This window comes from Fontibacillus forbon, from assembly GCF_046559655.1.
GTDB lineage: Bacteria > Bacillota > Bacilli > Paenibacillales > Paenibacillaceae > Fontibacillus.
Genome location: NZ_JBKGFV010000001.1, coordinates 497,705 through 521,888, shown reverse-complemented (window position 1 = coordinate 521,888; position 24,184 = coordinate 497,705). Strand labels below are relative to the sequence as shown.

General features: G+C 47.8%; 29 protein-coding genes and 1 tRNA gene. 12 read left to right on the top strand and 18 right to left on the bottom strand.

From position 1 onward, the window contains the following. Positions 1-69 precede the first annotated feature (69 nt). Positions 70-666: a hypothetical protein gene (locus ACLB09_RS02295; protein WP_410768132.1), complete on the bottom strand. Its 597-nt coding sequence runs from the start codon at positions 664-666 to the stop codon at positions 70-72. 298 nt (positions 667-964) lie between these two features. Here ACLB09_RS02295 and ACLB09_RS02290 point away from each other — a divergent pair, with 298 nt between their 5' ends. Beyond that, positions 965-1,588, top strand: coding sequence for a YktB family protein (locus tag ACLB09_RS02290; protein WP_410768131.1), 624 nt, complete (start codon positions 965-967; stop codon positions 1,586-1,588). Between the two features lie 898 nt (positions 1,589-2,486). Here ACLB09_RS02290 and ACLB09_RS02285 read toward each other — a convergent pair. Then, positions 2,487-3,803 (bottom strand): MFS transporter, encoded by a 1,317-nt coding sequence (locus ACLB09_RS02285; protein WP_410768129.1) that lies wholly within the window; start codon positions 3,801-3,803, stop codon positions 2,487-2,489. A gap of 189 nt (positions 3,804-3,992) precedes the next feature. On the opposite strand from ACLB09_RS02285, the gene ACLB09_RS02280 reads away from it, so the two are divergent. Further along, a complete protein-coding gene (locus tag ACLB09_RS02280) occupies positions 3,993-5,468 on the top strand; it encodes an aminotransferase class I/II-fold pyridoxal phosphate-dependent enzyme (RefSeq protein ID WP_410768128.1) in 1,476 nt (491 codons plus the stop codon). A 72-nt stretch (positions 5,469-5,540) separates the two neighbouring features. Here ACLB09_RS02280 and ACLB09_RS02275 read toward each other — a convergent pair whose 3' ends face one another. Both ACLB09_RS02275 and ACLB09_RS02270 read right to left on the bottom strand, forming a co-directional pair. Next, positions 5,541-5,864, bottom strand: coding sequence for a DUF1292 domain-containing protein (locus ACLB09_RS02275; RefSeq protein ID WP_410768127.1), 324 nt, complete (start codon positions 5,862-5,864; stop codon positions 5,541-5,543). Positions 5,865-5,972: 108 nt separating this feature from the next. Then, complete coding sequence (locus tag ACLB09_RS02270; RefSeq protein ID WP_410768126.1) at positions 5,973-6,527, bottom strand: copper amine oxidase; 555 nt, start codon at positions 6,525-6,527, stop codon at positions 5,973-5,975. 186 nt (positions 6,528-6,713) lie between these two features. On the opposite strand from ACLB09_RS02270, the gene ACLB09_RS02265 reads away from it, so the two are divergent. Further along, entirely contained in the window at positions 6,714-7,448 is a 735-nt protein-coding gene (locus ACLB09_RS02265; RefSeq protein ID WP_410768125.1) for an MBL fold metallo-hydrolase, read from the top strand. A gap of 63 nt (positions 7,449-7,511) precedes the next feature. On the opposite strand, the gene ACLB09_RS02260 is transcribed toward ACLB09_RS02265, so the two are convergent. From ACLB09_RS02260 to ACLB09_RS02220, 9 genes are all read right to left on the bottom strand, one after another. Then, positions 7,512-7,751 carry a DUF3892 domain-containing protein gene (locus tag ACLB09_RS02260; protein WP_410768978.1) on the bottom strand — a complete coding sequence of 80 codons (240 nt, stop codon included), beginning with the start codon at positions 7,749-7,751 and terminating at the stop codon, positions 7,512-7,514. An 81-nt stretch (positions 7,752-7,832) separates the two neighbouring features. Continuing rightward, complete coding sequence (locus tag ACLB09_RS02255; protein ID WP_410768124.1) at positions 7,833-8,282, bottom strand: GNAT family N-acetyltransferase; 450 nt, start codon at positions 8,280-8,282, stop codon at positions 7,833-7,835. 271 nt (positions 8,283-8,553) lie between these two features. Continuing rightward, positions 8,554-8,805, bottom strand: a complete 252-nt coding sequence (locus ACLB09_RS02250; RefSeq protein ID WP_410768123.1) for a hypothetical protein — start codon at positions 8,803-8,805, stop codon at positions 8,554-8,556. A 176-nt stretch (positions 8,806-8,981) separates the two neighbouring features. After that, the gene (locus ACLB09_RS02245; protein ID WP_410768122.1) at positions 8,982-10,277 is read right to left on the bottom strand and encodes a glycosyltransferase family 2 protein; all 1,296 of its coding nucleotides are present in this window, start codon (positions 10,275-10,277) and stop codon (positions 8,982-8,984) included. Continuing rightward, positions 10,270-10,413: a hypothetical protein gene (locus ACLB09_RS02240; protein ID WP_410768121.1), complete on the bottom strand. Its 144-nt coding sequence runs from the start codon at positions 10,411-10,413 to the stop codon at positions 10,270-10,272. The genes ACLB09_RS02245 and ACLB09_RS02240 overlap by 8 nt, the downstream gene beginning before the upstream one ends. 32 nt (positions 10,414-10,445) lie before the next feature. After that, the gene (locus ACLB09_RS02235; RefSeq protein WP_410768120.1) at positions 10,446-11,321 is read right to left on the bottom strand and encodes a GGDEF domain-containing protein; all 876 of its coding nucleotides are present in this window, start codon (positions 11,319-11,321) and stop codon (positions 10,446-10,448) included. A gap of 79 nt (positions 11,322-11,400) precedes the next feature. After that, complete coding sequence (locus tag ACLB09_RS02230; protein ID WP_410768119.1) at positions 11,401-12,522, bottom strand: glycosyl hydrolase; 1,122 nt, start codon at positions 12,520-12,522, stop codon at positions 11,401-11,403. A gap of 77 nt (positions 12,523-12,599) precedes the next feature. Then, on the bottom strand, positions 12,600-13,118 hold the full coding sequence (locus ACLB09_RS02225) for a hypothetical protein (protein WP_410768118.1): 519 nt from the start codon (positions 13,116-13,118) through the stop codon (positions 12,600-12,602). A gap of 5 nt (positions 13,119-13,123) precedes the next feature. Then, positions 13,124-13,537: a YkvA family protein gene (locus ACLB09_RS02220; RefSeq protein WP_410768117.1), complete on the bottom strand. Its 414-nt coding sequence runs from the start codon at positions 13,535-13,537 to the stop codon at positions 13,124-13,126. 175 nt (positions 13,538-13,712) lie between these two features. Between ACLB09_RS02220 and ACLB09_RS02215 the strand changes: the two genes are divergently transcribed. Together ACLB09_RS02215 and ACLB09_RS02210 are read left to right on the top strand one after the other, a co-directional pair. Continuing rightward, positions 13,713-14,366, top strand: a complete 654-nt coding sequence (locus ACLB09_RS02215) for a hypothetical protein (protein WP_410768116.1) — start codon at positions 13,713-13,715, stop codon at positions 14,364-14,366. Between the two features lie 1,114 nt (positions 14,367-15,480). Continuing rightward, positions 15,481-15,738 (top strand): hypothetical protein, encoded by a 258-nt coding sequence (locus tag ACLB09_RS02210; protein WP_410768115.1) that lies wholly within the window; start codon positions 15,481-15,483, stop codon positions 15,736-15,738. Positions 15,739-16,045: 307 nt separating this feature from the next. Here ACLB09_RS02210 and ACLB09_RS02205 read toward each other — a convergent pair. Further along, positions 16,046-16,118: transfer RNA gene (locus ACLB09_RS02205), tRNA-Val, on the bottom strand. A 189-nt stretch (positions 16,119-16,307) separates the two neighbouring features. Between ACLB09_RS02205 and ACLB09_RS02200 the strand changes: the two genes are divergently transcribed. The 3 genes from ACLB09_RS02200 to ACLB09_RS02190 all read left to right on the top strand — a co-directional run bounded on the left by ACLB09_RS02200 (position 16,308) and on the right by ACLB09_RS02190 (position 17,860). Then, positions 16,308-17,081: a polysaccharide deacetylase family protein gene (locus tag ACLB09_RS02200; RefSeq protein WP_410768114.1), complete on the top strand. Its 774-nt coding sequence runs from the start codon at positions 16,308-16,310 to the stop codon at positions 17,079-17,081. A gap of 137 nt (positions 17,082-17,218) precedes the next feature. Continuing rightward, complete coding sequence (locus ACLB09_RS02195) at positions 17,219-17,584, top strand: YidH family protein (protein WP_410768113.1); 366 nt, start codon at positions 17,219-17,221, stop codon at positions 17,582-17,584. Between the two features lie 105 nt (positions 17,585-17,689). After that, positions 17,690-17,860, top strand: a complete 171-nt coding sequence (locus tag ACLB09_RS02190; RefSeq protein WP_410768112.1) for a hypothetical protein — start codon at positions 17,690-17,692, stop codon at positions 17,858-17,860. Positions 17,861-17,964: 104 nt separating this feature from the next. Here ACLB09_RS02190 and ACLB09_RS02185 read toward each other — a convergent pair whose 3' ends face one another. After that, complete coding sequence (locus ACLB09_RS02185; RefSeq protein WP_410768111.1) at positions 17,965-18,717, bottom strand: glucose 1-dehydrogenase; 753 nt, start codon at positions 18,715-18,717, stop codon at positions 17,965-17,967. A 232-nt stretch (positions 18,718-18,949) separates the two neighbouring features. Between ACLB09_RS02185 and ACLB09_RS02180 the strand changes: the two genes are divergently transcribed. Further along, a complete protein-coding gene (locus tag ACLB09_RS02180; protein ID WP_410768110.1) occupies positions 18,950-19,489 on the top strand; it encodes a DoxX family membrane protein in 540 nt (179 codons plus the stop codon). A 37-nt stretch (positions 19,490-19,526) separates the two neighbouring features. Here the strand turns inward: ACLB09_RS02180 and ACLB09_RS02175 are convergent, their stop codons facing one another. Together ACLB09_RS02175 and ACLB09_RS02170 are read right to left on the bottom strand one after the other, a co-directional pair. Continuing rightward, the gene (locus ACLB09_RS02175; protein ID WP_410768109.1) at positions 19,527-20,147 is read right to left on the bottom strand and encodes a phosphatase PAP2 family protein; all 621 of its coding nucleotides are present in this window, start codon (positions 20,145-20,147) and stop codon (positions 19,527-19,529) included. Positions 20,148-20,228: 81 nt separating this feature from the next. Next, positions 20,229-20,930 carry a PIG-L deacetylase family protein gene (locus ACLB09_RS02170; RefSeq protein ID WP_410768108.1) on the bottom strand — a complete coding sequence of 234 codons (702 nt, stop codon included), beginning with the start codon at positions 20,928-20,930 and terminating at the stop codon, positions 20,229-20,231. Between the two features lie 120 nt (positions 20,931-21,050). On the opposite strand from ACLB09_RS02170, the gene trhO reads away from it, so the two are divergent. Together trhO and ACLB09_RS02160 are read left to right on the top strand one after the other, a co-directional pair. Next, complete coding sequence (gene trhO, locus ACLB09_RS02165; RefSeq protein WP_410768107.1) at positions 21,051-21,950, top strand: oxygen-dependent tRNA uridine(34) hydroxylase TrhO; 900 nt, start codon at positions 21,051-21,053, stop codon at positions 21,948-21,950. A gap of 27 nt (positions 21,951-21,977) precedes the next feature. Further along, a complete protein-coding gene (locus ACLB09_RS02160) occupies positions 21,978-22,604 on the top strand; it encodes a helix-turn-helix transcriptional regulator (RefSeq protein WP_114494918.1) in 627 nt (208 codons plus the stop codon). 63 nt (positions 22,605-22,667) lie between these two features. On the opposite strand, the gene ACLB09_RS02155 is transcribed toward ACLB09_RS02160, so the two are convergent. Next, positions 22,668-22,916: a YuzB family protein gene (locus ACLB09_RS02155; protein ID WP_410768977.1), complete on the bottom strand. Its 249-nt coding sequence runs from the start codon at positions 22,914-22,916 to the stop codon at positions 22,668-22,670. A gap of 199 nt (positions 22,917-23,115) precedes the next feature. On the opposite strand from ACLB09_RS02155, the gene ACLB09_RS02150 reads away from it, so the two are divergent. After that, complete coding sequence (locus tag ACLB09_RS02150) at positions 23,116-23,733, top strand: superoxide dismutase (protein ID WP_114494916.1); 618 nt, start codon at positions 23,116-23,118, stop codon at positions 23,731-23,733. Positions 23,734-24,184: the final 451 nt, after the last annotated feature.

Below are 24,184 nucleotides of genomic sequence, written 5' to 3'. Positions count from 1 at the left end.
CACAAAACAACCCCCCATAAATCAGGGGGCATGCAATGAATTAAATCATAGTTTGCGTTATTCGAAGGGCTACCATTCAAGCCGGATCAATTTAATTCGAAGTTTACGGAGCTTCTCTTTGCAGGCTTCGGCCAGTTCCTTGTCGCCTTTCTGCAGCGCGTCGTAAAGTTTCTCCAGTTCCCGATCGAGCTCCTGCTGAAGGCTTTCAAGTTGTTGCTCCGCTGATTGGGAGGCATATAATTCGGCCATTTTTTCCGTATCCAGCACAGGACCCTTTTGATAAATTACCCGGTGTTCCATCCCGTTGATTTCCACCAGCCGGATCACTTCGCCAAAGAGGATATTTTCAATCAGGATCTGCCGGTCCTTGAAGCGTTTGACCACGGCGTGACCGCGGAGGTCTCCGATCAGCTTCTCAAGCCATTCTGCCAATTTGGCATCCTTGATCACATAATCGCCTACCAGCTTGTATCCTTTGGCCAGACGCTGAAAACGAAGCTTCGTCAGTTTGCGGCCCGTGCGTACGGAAATAATGAAAACGGATTCGTTTTCGCTCCAATATAAAGAATATCCGTCTTGGATCAAATCGCGGATCAGCTGCTGTATGTGCCGGCGGTCGAATCGGAGTTCCAGGTTGCAGTATTCCACTTCATAGCTTTTATTCATGGCACTCCCTCCCTTTTTTGGTCGAACCCGAACCGGGCTTGGTGCATCGCTTCGGCTAGGGCTTCACATCTCTCCCACTTGCGGCTTACCATATCTTATACTTCATACTATGTAACGGAACTTGGATTATTGATTATTTTTACCCGTTTCGGGCTGGTTCTGACGCAAAAGGGCGGTATTTCGGCTACTTCGCAGCCTCTCCCGGTGAATATCGGTCCATCTCGAGCCGGTAAGCTGAAATATGCTATACTTGGTTAGCAAGACAAGCTGGCAACAAGCCCGTGATGGAGGTAAGAATATGACGTTTAACGGTTTTTCCGAGCAGGATTTCGATAGTTTGACGGTCCCGGGGCTGGAACCCCGGATGGAGGCGATTATCAGCCGGGTCAGACCCAAGCTTGAAGCGCTGGGTACCTCGCTATCCCCCTATCTCTCCGCTATATGCGGCGAAGACATGTACCCTCATGTCGCCAAGCATGCCCGTCGTAAAGTGAATCCGCCAATCGACACCTGGATCGCCTGGGCTGGCAGCAAGCGCGGTTACAAAGCGCTTCCGCATTTCGAGGTCGGGATGTTTTCGACCCACTTATTTGTTATTTTTGCAGTCATTTATGAAAGTCCGAATAAAGCGGTGTTCGCCGATTACGTGCTGAAGCAAACCGCCAAAATCAAAAAAGCCGTGCCCGGCGAGTTTTACTGGTCCATGGATCACATGGATCCGGGAGGCCGGTTGCACAGCGATACCGGTGCTCAGGATTTAAAAGCCATGGCCGAGAAGCTCATAAATGTCAAAAAAGCGGAAATCATGTGCGGTCTGCGCATCGACCGGGATCAGCCGATCCTGCGGGACGGAGAGCAGCTGACGGCTAAAATCGAGGAAACCTTCGCCTCCTTGCTACCGCTGTATAAAGCTTCTTATTGAGTTCTAGGGGAAGTTGAGTGTGGTGCTGTTTTCCGATGAATTAACTGGATTTTCTCCAGCTAATTTGCAGGAATTCAGCCGAATATTAAAAATAACTGGAAAACCTCCATCTAAATTTCGGATGTTACCCCCTCAAGGGCGATAACGTTGAAATTAACTGGAGGTTTTCCAGTTAATTGGGCTAGAAAGCTCATGTGACGAAAAATAGCTGGAGGTTTTCCAGCTAATTGGTAGGCGGAGCTGTGATCGGCGCGCACTGTTCAGGGAGCTGCTAGCAAGGAGTAGCGAGCAGGGAGTAGCGAGTCAGCGTGTGGTTGCTGGTGAGCTATAGTAAGTGGAAACGCACGGTAATTACTAAATATTAGTTGGATGCGGGCGGTCAGCGGCAGACGTTGATGAGGTATAAGAGTAACAAAGGCTGTAAAAGTAAATGAGGCTGTAAAGTTACTGAGGCATGAGTTACTGAGATGTGGAGTTACTGAGATGTGGAGTTACTGAAGTATGCGTCACTGAGGTGTAAAGTTACTGGAGTGCGGAGTTGCTGGAGTGTGGAGTTACTGAAGCATGACTTACTGAGGTATGCGTCACCGAGGTGTAAAGTTACTGGAGTGCGGAGTTGCTGGAGTGTGGAGTTACTGAAATATGACTTACTGAGGTATGAGTTACTGAGGTATGGAGTTACTGAGGCGTGGAGTTACTGTGGTTGAAGTGGCTGCAGACACCGTCGGGTACCGTCGTTTTATCCTTTATGCTCTTGGGTGTTTTGTTTGTTGCAAGGAGCGACCGCTGCCAACATCCCAAATCACTGATGCTCAACCTGATGTACAGCAGGTATAAAGCCTCGTGCGGGGAGCTTTGTGTTCCGACCCGCACCGCTTTTTCGAACAACAACCCGCCCTTACCGGGAAGAAATCCCCGGGGGAGCGGGTTGTTGTTTGCGTGAGATATACAAATGGATGAAGAACAGCAGCGCCATCGAGACCGAACTGGCGAGGAACGGAGCCGGGGGGCCCAGCGCGTCCCACATTTTCCCCGAGACGATCGGTCCGACCACCATCCCGGAGCCCTGAATCGTCAAGAAGAGACCCCAGACGGTTCCCTTCTCCCCTTCTGGCAACATGTGGGAGATCATTGTATCCCAGGTAGGAAGAATGAACGCGTAGCTGACGCCGATCAGCAGGACGAGCAGCCAAACGACCGGCATCGGCCTCATAAAAGCAAACAGGCCGACGGATACGGCCGCCAGCGCAAAGCCGGTATTCAAAAACCGTCTGGTCCCGTAGCGGTCGACCAATTTGCCGATCGGAATCAGCCCGAGCACGGTAACCCCGCCGCCGGAGATGAGCATTAGGCTGAAAGCTTCCGGCGACAGACCCAGCTCGGAGCGGACGAACAGCGTGATGACCGGCGTCAGCAATCCGACGGCGAAGGATTGCAGGAACAAGGCAGGGTACAGCAGCGGGCTGACCTTCAGATGGGTGCGGATATGATGCAGCGTCCCCCTGATATTTTGCCAAATTCGAGCTGGCCCGCCCCGCCATAAGCCGCCGGTTGTTCCCTCCAGAGCAGCAGGAGTTCCCGATCCCTCCTGAGCGGCCGAGGTTGATTCATCGGCATTTCCCGGTCGATTCGTATGCCGCGGCAAGAATAGAGACACAAGAATTACCAGCCCCATGCACCCCAAGAGCACCCAGAACACGAGCGTGTAAGAGACGCTAACCAGAAAGTTGATGATGACCGGACCCAGGCCCGTTCCGCCAAGACTGGAGATCTGAATGACCCCCATCGCGGTTCCGAAATTTTTATTTTCCTCCGTTACCGCCGTAATCCCCATCAAAACGCAGGGCCACAGCGGCGCCGTGCCGATGCCGAGCAAAGCACAGCCCAGAACGATGAATCCCATCGTTTTCATAAAAGTAATAATAAAGACGGCTCCAAATGTGATGCACAGTCCGATTGTCATCGTCAATCTGAACCCGATCCGTTCGATCAGCCACCCTGCCGGACTACGGAACAGATTATCCCCTATGTACTGGCAGGAGAAGGACAGGCCGATGGCAAATGCGCTTAATTTCAAGACGTCACCCATATAGACCGGCAGTATGGCGACGATCAGCGATCCTTTTACAAACTCCACCAAAAACATAATAATCCACAGACTGACAAAGGTCGGGGTTAACAATTTCTTGTTTACAAGCTTTGCCGTCAATTCCATCCGTCATTTCTCTCCCTTCCCCTATTCCTCTCTTTACCTTGCTCTCTCCCATTATTTCCAGATTGGCCCGCAACTTAACCTCCCGCGGCATATACATGGTTCTTCCCAAACTCTTGCTTGCATTCCGGCCCCATTTTGCTATACTCAACCTTGTTGAAAATTTACATTACGAAAGGCAGGGACGGCCCTATGGATCATCAGCAGACGCCGCTTTTTACCGCACTCAAGAAGCACGCGGCCGGCAATCCCGTTCAATTTCACATTCCCGGGCACAAAAAGGGGCTCGGAACCGATAAAGAATTCCGCGATTTTATTGGCGATAACGCCTTATCCATCGACTTGATCAACATCGCTCCACTCGATGATCTTCATCAGCCAACCGGCGTGATCGAAGAAGCCCAGAAGTTGGCCGCCGATGCGTTCGGCGCCGATCACACTTTTTTCTCCGTGCAAGGAACAAGCGGAGCCATTATGACAATGGTACTCTCCATTTGTTCTCCCGGTGATAAAATTATCGTCCCGAGAAATATTCATAAATCGGTCATGTCGGCGATCATTTTTGCCGGCGCGAAGCCGGTGTTCGTTTCTCCCGCACAGGACGAAAATCTCGGGATCGACCACGGCATCACGACCTCGTCAGTCCGCCGCGCCCTTCAGCGCCACCCGGATGCCAAGGCCGTGCTCGTCATTAACCCGACCTATTTCGGCGTATGCGCCCATCTGAAAGAAATCGTGGACCTGGCCCACAGCTTCCATGTGCCCGTACTCGTGGACGAAGCTCACGGCGTGCATATCCAGTTCCACGAAGAGTTACCGATGTCGGCCATGCAGGCCGGCGCCGATATGGCGGCAACCAGCGTGCACAAGCTGGGCGGTTCGATGACACAGAGTTCGGTGTTGAACCTGAACGTCAAGAACGGCTTCGTCAACCCGCAGCGCGTACAGACGATCATCAGTATGCTGACGACGACTTCGACGTCGTATTTGCTGCTCGCCTCGCTCGACACCGCCCGCAGAAACCTGGCCCTTAACGGCCGGGAAATGGTGCAGCAGGCACTCGACCTGGCTCATTATCTGCGCAGCGAAATCAACAATATCGAGGGCTTGTACAGCTTCGGACGCGAAATTCTGGGCGGCGAAGCCACTTACGATCTGGACCCGACCAAAGTGACGGTTCATGTGCGTCATCTGGGCATTACCGGATACGAAACGGAGAACTGGCTGCGCGAGCATTACAACATCGAAGTCGAGCTCAGCGACATGTACAACATTCTTTGTATCATTACCCCCGGAGACACAAAGGAATCGGTGGATACCCTGCTGTCTGCGCTGCGTCAATTGTCGGAGACCTACTACAAAGAAAACAATGCGAACGAGCTGATTGTAAAAATTCCGGAAATTCCGCAATTGTCGCTGATTCCGAGAGACGCCTTTTATGCGGATACGGAAGTCATCCCGTTCAAGGAGTCGGCAGGCCGCATTATCGCCGAGTTCATCTATGTTTATCCGCCGGGAATTCCAATCCTGTTGCCGGGTGAGGTCATTTCCCAAAGTAATATCGACTACATCGTCGACCATGTGGAAGTCGGCCTTCCCGTGAAAGGTCCGGAAGACCGTTATATCAATCAGGTTAAGGTCATTGTGGAAGCCGATCCGATTTTCTAAAAAAGAACATGCAAAAAGGGTGATCCCAAGCTGAATGCTTAGGACCACCCTATTTTTTATTGGATCGGGTTATTAATCTTCTTCTTGCTGGGAGACGAGCTCGTTATATGCTTCCTCCACTTGACGCCATTCGTTTTCGTCTTCGATATTGTAAAGCACCATTTCTTCGTTTTCTTCTTCCATGCGAAGGATGATGCCGTCCGCTTCCGGATTGTTGCGTTCCAGCAGAAGCGCATATACTTTTTCGCCTACATCGAATGTCTCGACAAGAACCATTTCTACGTCATTGCCTTGTTCATCCGTCAGCGTCAATACGAACTCTTCATGCTCGTGGTCATGATCATGGTCGTGTCCGCAGCCGCAAGCTTCACCATGTTCGTGATTGTGGTCGCTCATTGAAATACCTCGCTTTGATTGATTTGATGTGTTAAAACCTGTCGGTTCCCTCGTATCGTATCATTTTACGAAGGACAGGTCAATTTTGGAATCATGCCGATTTGATGGCTATTTGAGCACATTGATTCCCTTCTCGGACACGAGCGTAAAGTCGGAGCCGCCTGCGGATTTCATATAGAAACCGATCGTATATTTTCCCGAAGCTTTGAAATCATAGGTATAGTCTTCCGTACGGAACCAGAAGTTATCCCGCTGCTCTTTAATCTCGCTCGTCTGAATCACTTTGGAAGCACCGTCAGGCGCAGTAATGGAGACGCGAACCGCGGAAATATCACTCTTCAAATTATCGATTTGGGAAAACACGTTGAATTTCAGTTTGCCTGTCTTCTTGATATCTCCAAATACCGCATCGTCCGTAAACAAAAACATGTGGACATTCGGTTTATAGTAATTTACCGTCTTGGTGGAATCATTGTATTCTACCATACCTTCAAGCTCGCGAACGGGGATGTAGGTTTTACCGTCGATCATATACCCCCCGTCTTCCAATTCACGGCCGTTAAGAAGCATTTTGACTTTCTGGGATGCCGAATCAGCAAACAGCAGCGAACCTCCCATCAGGGAGAAAGCAACGACTAGTAAGGCAACTCTTCTCCATTTCATTCGTAATAACCCTCCAATTGATTCATGTTGATGTAAATTTATACTCCGGGCAATGAATCAAGTTGCGGTCGTTTACGAAAACAACTAACTTTTTTTACAAACACGGACTTTCGTTTAAATTAATAATTGTGTACATTAGGTGAGACAAGGGTTATTAATAGGATTTACAAAAAAAGGAGAGAATTCATGACACTGCGACTACAAATGCTGGGTACGGGCGGCGCCTTCGCCAAAAAGTATTTCAACAATAACGGTTTTGTATATGCCGATGATTTCAGCTTGCTTATCGACTGCGGCATCACGGCCCCGCTTTCACTGCATCAATTAGATAAACCGTTGGACGAAATCGATGCGATTCTGATCACGCATATCCATGGGGACCATGTCGGCGGACTGGAGGAACTCGTCTTTCGAATGAAGTATGGATCGGGGCGTAAACCGGTTCTATACATAGCCGATACCCTGGTTACCCCGCTTTGGGAAAATACGTTGAAAGGCGGGCTTGGTCAAGACGGCATCGACTCGCTCGAGGATGCGTTCGAGGTACGGACGTTGACGGAGGGAACGGCATGCGAGTTGTCGCCCAACTTGAGCGTGGAGATTATCCGGACGCCTCACATCCCGGGAAAGACTAGCTATTCGCTTTATATCAATAATGAAATCTTCTATAGTGCGGATAAAGTATTCCAACCTGATTTGCTGCATCACCTCGTGGAAGAAAGAAACTGCCGGAAAATTCTGCACGAGGTTCAACTAACCGGACCCGGAGAAGTACACACGACTCTGGATGAACTGATGTCCCTGCCGCCGGAGATCCGCAATAAAATACTTCTGATGCATTACGGAGATGAAATGGAGAATTTTATCGGCCGTACGGCGGAAATGGAGTTTCTTCGCCAGTATGAGATTTATACTTTATAAAGAAGCAGCCTTCCGGATGGTTTTATCCGGAGGGCTGTTTTGGCTTTTTGCGTTCAAACTATTCTAATCAAAGCGGGGCAGCGAGTCCAGGTTGTTGCTCGGATCACCGTCGGCATCTCCCCGGATGTGCATCTCCCCGTCTCTACCCTTAAACAAATTCACCCCGGCGATTGCACCTGCCTGGATTTCCTGTTTTGCCTGAGCATAGTCCAATATACGGCCGCTTGATGTTTTAAAAGCAGTCAAATCGCCGTCTCCGTTTTTCTTCACCGCAATAAACCGTTCCCGCGCATCGAGTGCCATGCTTTTCATCACATCTCCTCTGCTTGATTTCCCTAAGAATGGGATGTATGTATCATGTCCCCTTATGACGGAATCTATGATCTAGGATTTAAGCGGTTTTACCATCCGTACATGCGGAATGCCTGCATCGTCGAACGGTTCCGTGGAGATCGTCTCATAGCCTAGCTTCCGATAAAATCCCTCGGCTTGGCATTGTGCATCCAGCACCGATTGAGTCAATCCAAGTTCCCGGCCGAGTTCCTCCAACGCGATCAACAGTATTTTTCCCATCCCTAGCGAACGGAAGTTTTTGCGTACGGCGATCCGCTGCATTTTAGCCGCATTATCCTTATAGTAGGTCAATCTTCCCGTAGCCGCAAAGGCACCGTCTACCTCCACGAGAACATGGTGCACCTCGGGACTAATCCGGTCAAATTCATCGATTTCCAATTCAAGAGGAACCTTTTGCTCCTCCACAAATACTTCTTTGCGAATGTCCAGGCACTGTTCCAGTTGCTGTTCCGTTTTTACATGTATGATGACTGCAGCCATCTCTCGTTCGCCTCCCCAGTATGTCCTCTATTCTATGTAAAACAAATGAACCGCATTATTATACAAAAAAAAGGGATTCATGTATAGTTGAGTCAAGATCGAGTATTATCCGACTATTGAAAGGAGCTCCCCTATGGTTATGGGCATCACCATCGCGGCGGCCGTGTTGATCGCCGTTCTTCTGATCGCCTCCATGTTCTATGTCACGAAAAAAGGCTATTCCCGGAAATGGGACGAAGACTGAAGCCAAGAATTCTCGAATTGACCGCCGTCAAGGATGCATCAAAGTTTCCTTCGAATACACATCCTCCCGTACGGCCGGCGAATACACCCCGTCCGATACGGACGGACCAAAAAACCACCAGGGCGAGGACGCCTGTCTGCGCAATGTGGCTTCATCGGCCTGAAGGCTGCACCCTACAATAAAAGATAGTGCACCGATCCCGATGATCAGACCAAGCAAACGATACGGTATTCTGCTGTGACCTTGGGATGATGCATCCTTGCTGCTGTCGATAATCACGGCATGATCTCCTCCTTCAACTTATGTCTTGCATCATGTTTTTCAGTGTTGCCCGGAATACCTTTCCTATACGCTAACGCTCGGAACGGGAAGTATTTTCGAAAGACGATATCAAAAAGACTTGTACTCCTGCTTATGCAAGAATACAAGTCTTTCTCTACTTAATAGGGAACTTCTCAGTCGAAGCGCTCCGTCTTATACCATTTTGTTTTTCTGCGAAATATTTTATCCATAATCAAAGAGTAAAACGCCCGAACGGAAATAACGAGAAACAGTTGGGAATACGTAAAATACGAAACGACGGAAACAATGAAATTGCGAACGTTGCTCTGTCCGATATCGGCCGCCAGGGCCAGATTGATCTGCAGGACATAAATATAGTACATCAATGCCCAAGCGATCATTAAATAGACGAAAATATCGCCGCCGAAAATAAAAGGAGATACAATCGACGGAACAAACAAAGCTATGATCTGATAAACGATATTCGTTATGAAAATAATGTCCGAAATAATAATGGCGACCATGAACCAAAAATAACTTGCCGCATAATACAGGACATGTAGTTTGATCCGCCAGCTTGACCTGTTGAACAGATGATGGATATTATCGATAATGACATGGTAATTCCCCTTGGACCACCGTTCCCGTTGCCTCATATAAACGCTGAGCCTCTCAGGCTCCTGCTGATAAGCCTCCGCCTGCGGCGCCAAAGCGATTAGTTGGCCGCGCGTCAAAATCTCAAAAGAAATCGCGGTATCCTCCGTAATCGCCTCCTCGTCCCAGCCTCCGATTTCATGGATCAACGCCGTCTTGACGATAAAATTCGTCCCCGGGATCGTGCCGATCTTAAACAATTCCCATAATCCCGTATGATGTACCCGTTGTACGGTCACAAGCTCCAGGTTAATGCATTGGGTCAGGAAATTCTGGCTGCGGTTTCTCGCTTTGTTCCGACCAAAGACGGCACCGTACAGGTGTGGTTTCTCCATCGCTTTCTGCACAAGGAAGGCAAGCGCGTTGCGCTCCGGTGCGGCATCCGCATCATAAACGCAAAGCCACTCTCCGGTGGCCAGCTTGCGCGCATCGTTCAGCGCCCCGGACTTGCCGCCCTTCCCTGTTCGTTCAAGAATCATAAAATCCCGGTGGCGGTAAGCATCCTTGTTCTTTAACGCCTTCAAATTCTCGGCCGTGCGGTCCGTGCAGTTGTCCGCGATGACGATGACCTGTACTTTTTCGGCCGGATAATTAAGCTGCAAGATATGCTCCACCGTTGAAGCAATAACGATCTCTTCGTTATGGGCCGGGACAAGAACGCTAACGGTCGGATAATGTTCCATATTTTTCGGAATGGTTAACGGAGAACGATTCTGCCTGAATATGAATTTAATCGCACCCGCCATAATCACGATGGCTTCCAGGACGGCAATCCAGATACTGATCACGGAGAAGATCAAGAAGAAGTCAGACATGAGGCTTCCCCCGATCATACTTCTCAATCACTCTGGCACGAAATACCAGCGTGAAAACCGTTAATATGATCACCGCCAGGGTAAATAACGACGAGATGACAATGCATAATATGATGAACCATTGATAGTCGATCATGCTGCCACTTCCTTTCTGCCGCTTCCAGTTGCCTAAATGTATTCCGCAATAAGGTCGGTCTCCGTGCCTCTTTCAAGGGCGTTAATAACTTGATCGGTCTGCAAAAAGAAATCGGCCCGGTCCGGTTGAAATCCGAGCGTAGCCGAGCGCACGACGAGCTTCAGGGGTTGTCCCTTTTTATCTTCAAAATTGAGATTCATCATCGCGTTTTTCACCCGCTCCGTCACAACTGGGAAAAAGCCGCGGTCCGTCAGCGGGCAGAGGATGATGAAGCGGCCCATGTCAATCGAAAACTTGGAGTCTTCCAGCCGGATTTGCTGTTGAATAGTAGAAGAAATTTCAAGAAGAAACCTAGAGTAACGTTCCGGACCGAGCGATTCCAAAACGAGCGGCAAAAACTCGATTTTAAATATCGCCAGGGAGAAATCATATTTGTCCGGGTATCGTTTGGCCAAATTGGTTTGCTTGGACAACATGTCCGCAAAGGCTTCCTTGTTTCCGAGGCCCGTATCCAAATCTATGGCCGGGTTCTTGTCATTTAAATCTTGTAATCGAACCATCATGTTTTTCGTCCGGATAAGTCCATTGTTCAAGAAAGAAGCCACAAGCACATTGGCGGGGATAAACAGAAGCCAGGACACTTCAAGAAAGTCGCTGCGCCCGTGTGTCGTAAGCCACACCAAATACGTAACCAGGAAAATAAATACAAGCACGACCGAGTATCCGACCGGCAGAAGCAGACCTGCGGCGACCGCCGCGAGAGCCCCCACGCTTGCGGCCATTTCCCAGGCGGAAAAATGCTGATCCATAAACAGATTTGCATACACCGCCAACTGTTCCAGCAGTAATATGGCCATCAGGCTGAGGAAGCCGATATCGATGCTGCGAAGTTTCTTTTTGTGATCCAAGGTGCGTACCTCCCCACAGTCCGACGAACCACTGTTGTAGTTTATTTGGAAGACTATTTTCTATTAAATTAAACTATTATTAAAAATCCGATGCATATTCCCGATAACGGATTTCAGCCAAAAGGGGCACCAGATTATCGAACAGATGACAATTCCGATCAAACACATAACCGCCTGCATACTTGGGATCATTGTCCCGCATGGCGATCATGTAAGGGTAGAGCTGATCCGCCCAAGTTTTATCCTTGGTCTCGTAAGCCAGCAATATGGCCAAACCGTATACGGCCGGAGATTCGTAATTCACCGACGGCTCCCTGGATTCCCGGGTATAACGACCTGGGAGCATGTCCCGTGCGGTCAGCTCCCGCTTAAGAAATCCGGTAAGCGGCTCCACGGACTCCCCCAACTCCGCCAGATGAATCGCTACGATCAATTGATCGATCAAATTGATCTCCTGATCGTAATTGTACTTGCGGGAAGCGACTTGAAACGTTTTGGGAAAGAAAACTCCGTCATTAGGCATTTCGAGTAACAAATCCGTATGCCTGTCCAGTAAATTCCTGTCTATGAGCCCGTGCCGATGCATCGCCTGCAACGCTGCCGTGTCCACGTAAGCCAAGCTTAACGCATCGGCCGACGACTCATGCTTGAAATCATGATAATCGACAAAATAACCATCTACGGTGACCGAGGTGCGCAGCGTTTCCGTTAATTTTCCGGCCGTATCCAGAACCTCTTGCTCTTGCCAAAGGTCATAAGCGTCCAGAAGCGCACCGATGATCCTGAAATCATCGCCAAGCGCATTGGTGTTTACCTCGGTTTTCCCGTCAGGCCGGAGCTTCCAAAAAACGTAATTTTGGGGCGAAATAAATAGTTTCTGCAGCAGCTCGAAACTCGCGTCAAAGCGCTGTTTATCCTTATTAAGTACCGCCGCCTGCATCCAGAGCCCCAAAGACTCCGACAAAGCTTCGTGTCCGGCGACGATATCCGGATTGTCCGATTCGAAATTGTGCAGGTATGAGGCTAGCGTTCCGTTGGGATTGGTCATATGCTTCTCGACGAAGGCGATGGTAGACGAGGGGGCGTTTTTCTCGGTTTTTCTGATATATAGAAAAGCTGCCATAGCCAGAACTAGCGCGAGAATGATGAACAAGAAAACGACGTTTTTTCTTCGCTCGCCCAAAAACGGTTTCGATTTCACGAGTTCCCCTCCTCGCTTGGTTCAAAAGCATATCCGCTACCAAAAAAAGCCCTTTTTATAACAGGACATTAACCGGACTATTTCTCGGGAGAAAAGCGCTCCAAAAAAATTTTCATTACCTTTTCGCGTGCGCCGCCGAATCTCTGCAACAGCTCCATCGCGGTTTGATTCGCTTCTTTTTCCCACTGGCTATCCTCATAAGCCGTTGAGAAATATTCCTCAAAGGTCATGCCGTCCTTCAATTGCCGAATATGAACCAGTTCATGAATCCATACAAATTTTACGAACAGCTCCGCCAGCTCATAAAATTCATCCGAATTCGTGTCTTTTGAAAACAGACTGTTTATACTTTGACTAATGCTCCCCGTAAAAAAGACGATTCTGTCGATTCGATTCGTGTCATAATTCGGAATGCCGCTGGCCTTAGTGGCCCCTTCCGGATACCCGTCCTTAATTCTTACGGGCGCAGTCTCGATTTGATATTCCATGTCCTCGATTTGGAGTGTATTTCTTATCGTGGCGTGAAACTCCCCTTTCAATTGTTCGATCCATTCTTCAATATGTTGACTTGTAGCTTCATTAACCCACAAAGCCATTGTAATCACTCCGTCTCTTCAATTCCTTGATCTTTTGCGAGCTTTTTGTCGAATTCCTTTAAGTCTTCCAGGCTTTCCGAGCCAAACCAGTCTCTCAATTTAGACTTCGCCTTATCCCTGATATCGTCATTGATATAAACGGCCACAACGCCCAAGGCAGCCAATAACGACCCCAAATCATCCGTATAACCTGCCACAGGCATGATGTCGGGGATGGCGTCAATGGGGCTGATAAAGTAAGCTAATGCGCCAATAATCACGGTCTTAGTCCACGCAGGCACCTTCTCGTCCTTTAGGCAATAGAACAGTAACAGCGCGGCATAAACGACTTTGGATCCGGCCTTCTTTCCGAACTTCTTGATCTTCTCCCAGAAGGATTCTTCCGAATAATTCTTGTTTAATTTTGTATTTGTATCCATTGTATTCACTCCTCGAAAACCGCAAATATAACGATAAATATAAGTCTTGCAAAAATAGTATCAGTAAATGCATAAGTACCGCAACAAACAAGCGAAGAATAGGAAAACGTGATGACCTCGGATGGTGGCTTCTGCTAATATTAGTACAAGAGGACTATTTGGGAGGGCATTCATTTTGAAGGTGATCAAAAAACTGGCTTCAGCACTTTTAATCATTTTAGCTTTCATCTATCTCATCATTTTTATTATCGGGATTTTTACCCCTATGACAGAAAATGTCGGGTTAGCGGGTATATTAGCGGTTGTATTTGCGATCGCAGCGATGTTGATTAATCGAAAGCCTACATACAAAGCGGAACGAGTTAAACTTAGCGAAGAATTAAAAGGATTGGGAGTTATTGTGAGTAGTCCTCTACACCATATTCAAGGACTGCCGCTGGCTGAAAAGACTCAATGTAACGTTCACGTTACGCCTCATTTGTTAATCATCGAAGGCGGCGGGACAACCTTTGAACTGAAAATGAATCAAATAAGGGCCGCTGAAGTCAAGACGGATGTAGAAATTGCGAATAGCGTGCACAGTAGCGCAGCGAAGGGAATTGCAGGAGGACTCTTATTTGGTCCTGTTGGGGCAATGGTTGGTGCGAGGGCAACAAACAAAAAACAAACGACATTTACTTATTACTTAATTATTAATTTCGAGAATTCTCAAGGGGAAACGGCAGCTCTGCTGTTCGATGGCGGCAATATGCCGCTTAAGGCGCAACGGATAAGCAATAAGTTGTATCCTTTTTTAAAGCAGAATCCTAAGGTGACGGTGCAATTGTAACAGAATCGTTTATAAGCGCCTTTTGGCGCTTTTTTATTTGGATTGGAGGAAGAGAGGATTATATAAGTCCTAATGGCGACTATCTTCTTTGCTTTTCTTTTCCTCCACATCATCTTTCCACTTCATATTACGAACCAGGTATCATGTAATAAAAAACGAGACAGAACCAAATGATGGATTTTCTACCGCAAATACAATGATTCATCTCAATTATGGTGATAATTACGGAAAGTTAAGTAGTTATTCCGATTCGGATAATTGGGAATTTTATACTAAATCCAATCGTAATCACTATGTTCGAATTGTACTTCCCGTGTATACAAATTATTATTTTACAGTTTATGAAAAGAGTGCGATTGGTTATAGTTTAATATCTTCATCAAGTGATTGGGTAATGATTCCGGGAGATAACACAACAACTGGTCTCCCAAGGGAGTATTATGTAGTTGTAAGATCAACTTCCGGCTCGTATCTTTCACCCGAGTCATATAGATTATACTTTTATGATGATCTCCCCTAAAAATCTTGTATTAATCGGCAGTATTGGGGAAATTGATATATTGATGTAAAAGAATCCGGTTATATCAGAAGACGCCAAATATTATACACTGTTTCAGCGAAGCAATTGAGTTAACACAACAAAAGCCCTCAGATCGGAATGAAGCACACCCTTTAGAACAAACATTGGAAAAACCCTTTGGTTTACCGATGATCTCTAGGGGGTGCATTTTTTATGGCGAATAAAGGCCAAATCTAAGATAAATTCATCAACTAGTAGATTTTAAAGGTTCTAATTTCAAAGAAGACATTCATTGTAATAAATGTATACCAATTCACCTACCAAGAATAATGGTAGACGGTAAACAATTTGACCATGATTCTTTTTTATCCCAACCTTGATTAACCACTAATTCGATAACTTTAAATACAATATCTTCGATGTGCTATCTCCCTTTGAAAGGTTACCTTATTTTTATTAAAGCATCCTACTGGTGATCGATTATATTTACTTAAATTAAACAACAATTCTCTTCTGTAAAGAGGATATCATGCTTTACATGTAGAAACTATCCTCTGAGAAAATAAGATAATAATTTGGAGGTTTTTTCCGACCATGTTTAAATCAACTGCCCAATTTGAAGCATGCTTAGTAAAAGTACTTGTATCCATTCTTAACGAAGAACCAGACGCCAATAAATGGTGTCCCGGTATTTCAGACATCGAACTGAATGACGTTATAGCACAGGCCCTTCTGTCTGGATTTATCACCGGAGTTCAACCTCAATTAACGGGTGATCAACTTCACCTTGTAGTAAGTTACCCTCGCTTAACTTATAATGGTCTTCAATTTCTTGAAAAACTAGGGAAATAAATACCGGATATGGATAAACATTTATTACAGAGATAAAAAGTTTCATAGCTAGGACATTGAATTGATTCTATGAAATTATACAGAAAATAATTAAGAGTATAGCGATTTGGCCCTATTAAGATCAATACCCGAAAAAAGGCTTATAATTTAAAAAAATGAGCTAACCCGGTTATACCTTACCCTTGTTTTATATAAACAATATCAGTTATTTACGTCAATTTTGCAGGATACCTTATTTTCTCATAAAAATTGCCGTAAGTGAAAAGAAAAAACCCTTGAAGCCTTACGCCTCAAGGGTTTTCCCGTATGATCTGTAGTGGGCTCGAACCACTGACCCCCACCCTGTCAAGATGGTGCTCTCCCAGCTGAGCTAACAGATCAAAATATATAGTGAAGACAAAATTTATCTTATCAGGGCGGAGAGCCGATGTCAAACGTTTTTTCCGGCAGGCTTGGATAAAATCGTCCTTAGGAAGCAAAATAAACGAATACCTGAAATCATGAATGACGCATGAGGACGCATCCGAGATTGGATGACTACATGTTCTGCAATGGAGGAATAGGTACCGATGTTAAAAAAGCAAACCGTCATGGCCCTGGTCTTATCCTTGTCCGCTGCTTTGTTTCCGATACATGCCGGAGCCAGCGCTTCCTATCCCGTCGCCCAGATGAAGGAACGCCGCTATTACGAGGAGCGGGGCGATATTGTCTGGGAAGTCCCTACCGCGGAGAAGTATATTGCCTTTACCTTCGACGACGGCCCTGACGACAAGCAAACCCGGGAAATTCTGCAAGTTCTGAAGCAGTACGAGGCAAAGGCGACATTTTTCCTGGTTGGAGACCGGGTGGAGCGCTATCCCGAAATTGTGCGCCAGGAGTTGCAGGAAGGACACGAGATCGCGAATCATTCCTTCCGTCATCCCTCTTTCCAGGGTCTGTCGGGAAGTTCCATGGAGAACGAACTCGCTAGAACACAGGACGCCATTTTTAAGGCGACGGGACAAAAGCCGGTGCTTTTCCGGCCTCCCGGAGGCTACTACAACGAGACGATCATCCATCTATCCAAGCAGCATCATTTGCAGATGGTATTGTGGTCCTGGCACCAGGATACGAAAGATTGGAGATCTCCCGGTGTCCGGCGGATTGTGAACAATGTGCTGGATAACGCGAGGAATGGCGATATTGTCCTGATGCATGATTTTGTCCATAACAGTAACCAAACCTCTGAAGCGCTGAAGACCATCCTCCCCGAGCTAAAAAAGCGCGGCTACTCGTTCGTTACGGTTTCCGAGCTGATGTCCCATAAGGTTGCCCCGAAAAACCATATCAAGGTCAGTCATTAGTCTAAGCACTCAACTTGATTGGAAAAATTTGTTCCTGGAGAAGGCGTCCCCTTCTCCTTTTCCCTTTTAAACAGGTCATGAAGAGAATCCCGGCGGAGAATCTGGTTAATGTATTAGAAGATAAAGGAGGGATCGGGATGGAAGACCAATCTTCTGCCGAAAATCGCTATGTTCAACAGCACCTGGCGAATGAGCGGACGTTCCTCGCCTGGATTCGTACCAGCATCTCCATCATCGGCATCGGGTTTCTGGCCGCAGGACTCGTGTTCAACTCCACCTACAGCGGCATCGCCCGCCTGTTCTCGATCATTACGGGCATGGGCTCCCTGCTATTCGGAACGGCCGTTATCATCGGGGCAGCATTGGAGTACCGGCTCAAGCGGGAGCAGATCAACCGGAGCATTTTCCGGTCTTCCTATATTATCGTGACCCTGATGCTGATTTTGATGCTGATTATCTTCGGGCTGCTCTTTTTCCTGATGTATTTTCTCTTATTTGCTTAAACGCGCATGGTTCAAGTCTCTCCCGGCAGGTTATCGGTTTACATAGAACGGATAATGTGGGCACACCCTAACGACAGATCTAAACAGACGGAAGGAGAATTAACTATGAGCAAAAATAAAGAAAAGTTCGAAGGCATAGATAACGGTCCCGGTGTGGACCCGATTCCCGTCCCGGACGACGATGTCGTGTCTTCCACGGAAATGTTGGAAGAGATCGTCGACAAAGTGCTGAATGATCCAAAAGATGAGGAAGATAAGAACAATTCGCGAGAGTGAACCGAAACATGGACTGAAGATAGACTTAAGATAGTGCATGAGTGTAAAAAAAGAGCCCGGCGCAATTCCTGCGCCGGGCTCTTCGCCGTTCTACCGGGTTCCAATCAGTGAGCGGTCCAGCCGCCGTCCGCTGTCAGGACAACGCCGTTCACGAAGCTTGACTCATCCGAAGCGAGAAACAGCGCCGCATAGGCGATCTCTTGCGCTTCGCCCATCGGAGCGGATCCGGCGCGCCCGATGGCTTCCATCCCTAGCTGATTCGGTGCTGTGATCGTTCCGCTAATCGCCGTGTTTACCCCGCCGGGAGCAATCGCGTTTGTACGGATTCCTTTTGAACCGTAGACGGCCGCCGTATTTTTCGTGAGTCCGATCAAAGCATGTTTCGAAGCCACATAGGCAGCTCCGCCTCTGGCCCCGAACAGCCCGCCTACGGAGGCGTTATTGACGATCACGCCTTTTCCTTTTTCCAGCATAATCTTCAGTACCGCCCGAGAAGCATACATCGGCCCATTCAAATTAACGCCTAATACCCGCTCCCAATGCTCATCGGTAACTTCGCCGACAGGAATGAAATTGTCCATAATACCGGCATTGTTGACCAGAATATCGACGGTGCCGTATGCTTGTACCGCCCGGTCGACCAGTTGCTGCACATCGGATTCCTTGGCCACGTTCGCCAGGACCCCGAGTACTTCTCCTCCAGCCTCTTTAATGGAAGCAGAAACCTCATTAATCCGCTCTTCACTGATATCCGATGCAACTACTTTCGCTCCTTCTTTGGCGAACAATTCCGCAATCGCTCTGCCCATGCCGGAACCGGCACCCGTTACGATAACCACTTTACCGGACAATCTCATATCCATGACCTCCCGCTAAATGAGTTGGTTAATTCTTCAAATTTAATATAGCTCACGGTCACCCATTATGCAAAATTAATCTATTCAAAATCACTTAACTCCAAAATAAATAATTAAAATTTTAATAACTGTGATTTAAATCACATGACATGTGAAAATAATCACTTATACTAAAGACATCAAAGATGATCATCCAGAAAAAAAGAGAACAAATCCAAAAGGAGTGGTAATTATGTTTAACAATTTCCTCAGAACTAACAAATTTGCAATGTGGTTTTTGACCGTACTTCGGATTTACCTCGGTTATCAATGGATTACCGCCGGATGGCACAAAATCACTGGCGGATTCGACGCCGCCGGATTCCTGAATGGAGCCATCGCGAACAGTACTGGCGAACACGCAGCCGTCCAAGGATGGTGGGCCACATTCCTGCAGCATGTAGCACTTCCGGGCGTAGACATCTTTAACGTCATGGTTCCATACGGTGAATTCCTGGTAGGTTTGGGCCTGTTGCTCGGAACGTTCACTACCTTCGCCGCCCTGATGGGCCTGGTCATGAACGCAGCCTTCCTCTTCTCGGGTACAGTAAGCACTAACGCACAAATGCTCCTGCTTGAAGTACTTGTAGTCGTAGCCGCCGCCAACGCCGGAAAAATTGGACTCGACCGTTATGTTCTCCCTTATCTGCGTAAATTATTCCACAAAGAGAGAGCTGCAAGCCCGGTTACACCGGCTCCAAAACAACCATTAAAAGTAAAACATACGGCTTAAGCCATCAAAAATAGAGCCATTAAAAAAACGCCGGGGATCATCCCCAGCGTTTTTTTCTTTCCGTAGTCTTGCTCCATCCTTGATAACAGAGCACCGCAATGCATACGCCCGCCAAAAGGCCACCGGCTATATCGCTGGCATAATGTACGCCGAGATACAGGCGGCTTATCCCGATCAAGACAATGATCGCGAGCATCAGAACTCCGCAAGCCCGGACCCAGCCTTTTCGGGAACCAAGCAACATCATGGCGATCAATCCGTAAAAAGCGGCCGAAACCATAGCATTTCCGCTAGGAAAACTGAAGCCGTCAGGTTCCACTAAACTATCCCAGAGCTGCGGTCTTTCCCGGTGATACAGCGCTTTTAACCCTTTGTTGAACAGCCAGCCGGCGGCTAAACCGACGGTTAACCATAAGGCAGTCATCCAACGCCGCATGAGCAGGGTAATGATCAGCACGATAGCGAAAATAACGATGTAACCCGTCGTTGTTCCCAGATCGGAGATAGCCTTAATTGCCGGGGTCAATGCCCCACTCCTTAGACTGAAGAAAAAATCGCCGATCCGACGGTCCAAGGACTGCAAAGCTCCCGTATGTATGCCGAATCCGAGCAGAACAAAACAGACTGCCAATACGACGGCTGTTATCCAGGCTTTCACTTAAACTCCTCCCCCACGGTAATAATCTAGCCTATTGTACAAAGATCTCTTTGGGGGAGCAATACTTTCTACGTATTAAATTTATTTTAGGTGATCGAAGATAGATGTCTCGACTTTTTTCGGAAAATGAACCCCGTGCTCCCATGCCAGCTCGAATGCTTCAACCTGGTGCTGTGAGGGAACGTCCGGTCCCAGCTTGCCGAAAACGCGCTCAATGCTGAGGATTTGCGATTCATGTGCCGCCAGCGCCCGGCGCTTGACGTCCCATCTGCCTCTCTCTTCTATTCGGATTACACTTGAATTTTCCGATGTAAAAGAGCCCATCTGGTTATAGTACAACTTTTGCACCGACGGAGCCTGCCCGCCGAATATGACTTCATTTACGGCGTGATGAATGACGATATGATCCGGGTGGCCGGATATGCCGTCCTCCGGAAAGGTAACGACGACATCCGCCTCATGCCTCCGCAAGAAATCGGCAATCTGCTGTTGCAGCACGGCCGGGTCAACTTCCTTCAGTTTCCCGTCGCCCATCCCCGCCTGCTCCATCACGGTGATGCCAAGAATGTCTGCGGCATTCTCCAGCTCAACATCTCTTTTTGCCGCCAGTTCCTCGCGGGTCATTTCCCCTAAACGGCCTGTTTTTCCCGCATCTCCCCGGGTAGCCGTATAGAGAATCGGCTTATTTCCTTCATCGGCGATTTGCCGGATCAAGTATGAACAACCAAACGTTTCATCGTCGGGATGAGCATAAATAAAAGCTAGCGTTCTTGATTTTGTCATGATGAATTCCTCCTCATTCTCTGCTAAACAATATTTACTATACTTACTATACTTTAATATTGACTAAGTTAATAAAATTCACTACAATTCAGTAGAATCTAATATAGACAGGTGATTAAAATGAGTCAACATGCATATCGCATTTTATTATTTTATAAATTTACGCCGATTGCCTCCCCTGAATCGTTCACGGCGGAGCATCTACAATACTGCAAAGATATGGGGCTGAAAGGCCGTATTCTTATCGCTTCCGAAGGCATCAACGGCACCGTATCCGGCACCGTGGAACAAACCGACCGTTATATGGCTGATCTTCGCGCCATGCCGGAGTTTAAGGACATCGTGTTCAAGATCGATGAAGCTGATGGCCATGCGTTCAAAAAAATGTTCGTCCGTCATAAACAAGAGCTGGTAACCTTCCGGTATGAGCATGAACTGGACCCGAACACGCTGAGCGGCAAGCGCTTGTCTCCGGCGGAGTTCCACGAACAGCTTCAGGAAGAAGACGTGATCGTCATTGACGGCCGAAACGATTATGAATACGACATCGGCCACTTCCGCGGCGCGATTCGTCCGGAGGTCGAGTCTTTTCGGGAGTTTCCGGAGTGGATCCGCGAGAACTTGGGCGAGCATAAGGACAAGAAAATTTTGACCTATTGTACCGGCGGCATCCGTTGCGAGAAGTTAACCGGTTTTTTACTCAAGGAAGGATTTGAGGATGTTGCTCAGCTTGAAGGCGGTATCGTCACCTACGGCAAAGACCCTGAAGTTCAGGGACGATTGTTTGACGGTAAATGCTATGTGTTTGACGAACGGATCTCCGTGCCGATCAACCGTACGGATGAGGACATCGTCATTGCCAGCTGCCATCATTGCGGAGTAACTCATGACCGATATATTAATTGTCCGGTCTGCAACCTGCAATATGTATGCTGTGAAGATTGCGAAGAGGAGCATCAGGGCTTTTGCTCCGACGCATGCATGGAATCCGTACAGGCGAAGGCCGTTAACCACAGCTGATCTCGCGCCCCGAAGGGAGTGTCTGACATGAATCAACCCAAGGATTTATCCACCCGTAACCGGATTTTGCAGATGATGAAGACCTCCGGTCCCCTCAGTACCAAAGAAATCACCGGGCAGCTCGGCATCACGGAAATGGCGGTCCGCCGCCATCTCGGAACGATGGAACGGGACGGTCTGATCGAATCGAAAATGGTCCGCCAGACGCTGGGCCGCCCTACTGCCGTTTACGGGCTTACCGAGTTGGCTGAAGGTATGTTCCCTAAAAAATATCATACCCTGACTTTGGATTTGCTTGGCGAACTGGAACAAGAATGTGGCGAAGACACGGTGAACCGGCTGTTTGACCGCCGTAAAGAGAAGCTGAACCGGCAGTACGAAGCCGATATGCAGGGGCTGGACCTTCCGGAGAAAGTGCGACGGCTGGCTGAAATTCAAAACGAAAACGGCTATATGACGGAATGCGAGCAGCAGGGGGATGACCACTTCGTGCTCATGGAACACAATTGCCCGATCTCCCAGATCGCGAATCAATACAACCATGCTTGCGATTGCGAGTTGAAGCTGTTTGAATCGCTGCTCGATGCCAAGGTTGAGCGTACGGAATGCCTGGCCCAGGAAGGCCGGAAATGCGTCTACGTCATCAAACGATAAAATAATAACCTCCGGATGTTCAGCTTTTCGGCTGCCGGAGGTTATTTATTTATGCTCTTTTTTTTATATATCATGAAAAGCGTTTAACTCTTCTTCAATAGTCTGCTTGATCAGCGCGATGCATTCCTCCGTCGTTTTGGCGAATACTTTTTTTCCGTTGACCATCGCATAAGGTCTGATTTTGCACAGGCCGCATAAATTAAGACAGTCCAGCCGGAGCACCGCGATTTCGGGGTACTCTTCCTCCAACTGCTCCAATTCCAGCGCACTCATCAGATTACTGTCGCACACCTCCACGACAACGATGCCCATACCCACGATTTACTCACCCCAAACCTGAAATTATCTGCTGCGTTCGATCCCTCATTATGAGGAAACATGGCTTGTTTGTCAATGTATAGCCTGGTTTAACATACTTAATATACATTTATGTTGACTAAGTGACAACGGATAATTATAATAGGGAGTGTTCAAACTAACATTACATATTCTATGGAGAGGATGATAAACAATGGCACATCAATTACCGGCACTTCCTTATGCAAACAATGCACTCGAACCGCATATCGACGAGCAAACGATGATGATTCACCATGATCGTCACCATAATACTTACGTAACGAACCTGAATGCGGCACTGGAATCCGCACCTGAGCTTCAATCGAAATCCGTAGAGGAACTGATCGCCGATCTGGACAGCGTTCCGGAAAGCATCCGCACTGCAGTCCGCAACAATGGCGGCGGCCATGCGAATCACTCCCTGTTCTGGGAAACGATCGGACCAAACGGCGGCGGCGCACCATCCGGCAAGATTGCTGAAGCAATCAACAGCGAACTCGGCGGCTTCGACAAATTCAAAGAAGATTTCTCGAAAGCAGCTACAACCCGCTTCGGCAGCGGCTGGGCATTCCTGGCGGTAGACGCTAACGGCAAATTGTCCGTTTACAGCTTGCCAAACCAAGACTCGCCGATCATGGAAGGCAAAACGCCGATCCTTGGTCTGGACGTTTGGGAACATGCCTACTACCTGAAATATCAAAACAAACGCCCTGATTACATCGCAGCCTTCTTCAACGTCATCAACTGGTCCGAAGTTGAGAAACGTTACGAAGCGGCTCTGAACAAATAATCAGCGACTACCAAAAAGACGGTTGGACCGAGGGGGAGCCCCCCCGATCCAGCCGTCTTTTTCTGTTCGACTTATGTTATGACGCGTCTCCGCTCAAAACGAAGCCTACCGTTGCATTCCTCTGTGTCCCTATTCCCAACTGTCTGTTGATTTTTCCGCTCGTATGCCTGATTAGTCTTGTTCCTCTTTTCGACCACTATATTTCCATATACCAACTCACCATGTTCCGATCTTGCGTTTTTCTACAATGCTACTTTCTTCTGGTTTCTCTACTGGTACTTCACTACTGTTACTTCTCTTCGGTTACTTATCCTTCTGTCACTTCTCCTATGCTACTTCTCCTATGTTACTTCTCCTATGCTACTTCTCCTATGCTACTTCTCCTATGCTACTTCTCCTATGCTACTTCTCCTATGCTACTTCTCCTATGCTACTTCTCCTATGCTACTTA